We start from the raw sequence: 1,530 nt of genomic DNA, 5'->3' as shown, positions 1-1,530 counted from the left end.
CGAACGATGGAAACATCTTCGGGTTGTGAGGTTAAGTGACTAAGCGTACACGGTGGATGCCTAGGCAGTCAGAGGCGATGAAGGGCGTGCTAATCTGCGAAAAGCGTCGGTAAGGTGATATGAACCGTTACAACCGGCGATACCCGAATGGGGAAACCCAGTGTGTTTCGACACACTATCATGTCATGAATACATAGTGGCATGAGGCGAACCGGGGGAACTGAAACATCTAAGTACCCCGAGGAAAAGAAATCAACCGAGATTCCCCCAGTAGCGGCGAGCGAACGGGGAGGAGCCCAGAACCTGAATCGGCTTGTGTGTTAGTGGAAGCGTCTGGAAAGTCGCGCAGCAAAGGGTGATAGCCCCGTACACTAAAATGCACAGGTCGTGAGTTCGATGAGTAGGGCGGGACACGTGACATCCTGTCTGAATATGGGGGGACCATCCTCCAAGGCTAAATACTCCTGACTGACCGATAGTGAACCAGTACCGTGAGGGAAAGGCGAAAAGAACCCCGGCGAGGGGAGTGAAATAGAACCTGAAACCGTGTACGTACAAGCAGTGGGAGCACCTTCGTGGTGTGACTGCGTACCTTTTGTATAATGGGTCAGCGACTTATATTTTGTAGCAAGGTTAACCGTATAGGGGAGCCGTAGGGAAACCGAGTCTTAACTGGGCGAATAGTTGCAAGGTATAGACCCGAAACCCGGTGATCTAGCCATGGGCAGGTTGAAGGTTGGGTAACACTAACTGGAGGACCGAACCGACTAATGTTGAAAAATTAGCGGATGACTTGTGGCTGGGGGTGAAAGGCCAATCAAACCGGGAGATAGCTGGTTCTCCCCGAAAGCTATTTAGGTAGCGCCTCGTGAACTCATCTTCGGGGGTAGAGCACTGTTTCGGCTAGGGGGCCATCCCGGCTTACCAAACCGATGCAAACTCCGAATACCGAAGAATGTTATCACGGGAGACACACGGCGGGTGCTAACGTCCGTCGTGAAGAGGGAAACAACCCAGACCGCCAGCTAAGGTCCCAAAGTCATGGTTAAGTGGGAAACGATGTGGGAAGGCATAGACAGCCAGGATGTTGGCTTAGAAGCAGCCATCATTTAAAGAAAGCGTAATAGCTCACTGGTCGAGTCGGCCTGCGCGGAAGATGTAACGGGGCTAAACCATGCACCGAAGCTGCGGCAGCGACGCTTAGCGTTGTTGGGTAGGGGAGCGTTCTGTAAGCCGTTGAAGGTGGCCTGTGAGGGTTGCTGGAGGTATCAGAAGTGCGAATGCTGACATAAGTAACGATAAAGCGGGTGAAAAGCCCGCTCGCCGGAAGACCAAGGGTTCCTGTCCAACGTTAATCGGGGCAGGGTGAGTCGACCCCTAAGGCGAGGCTGAAAAGCGTAGTCGATGGGAAACAGGTTAATATTCCTGTACTTGGTGTTACTGCGAAGGGGGGACGGAGAAGGCTAGGCTAGCCGGGCGACGGTTGTCCCGGTTTAAGCGTGTAGGGGGTGTGACCTGGTAAATCCGGTT

At 53.1% G+C, this 1,530-nt stretch carries 1 rRNA gene; it reads left to right on the top strand.

Annotation, left to right across the window (positions count from 1 at the left end):
* Positions 1-29: 29 nt before the first annotated feature.
* Positions 30-1,530: ribosomal RNA gene (locus M6G53_RS24810) — 23S ribosomal RNA — on the top strand; the annotation flags it as partial.

This window comes from Serratia nevei, assembly GCF_024160145.1.
In the GTDB taxonomy this organism is placed as follows: domain Bacteria; phylum Pseudomonadota; class Gammaproteobacteria; order Enterobacterales; family Enterobacteriaceae; genus Serratia; species Serratia nevei_A.
The sequence above is the reverse complement of the archived record's forward strand: the minus strand, read 5'-3'. Positions and strand labels throughout refer to the sequence as shown.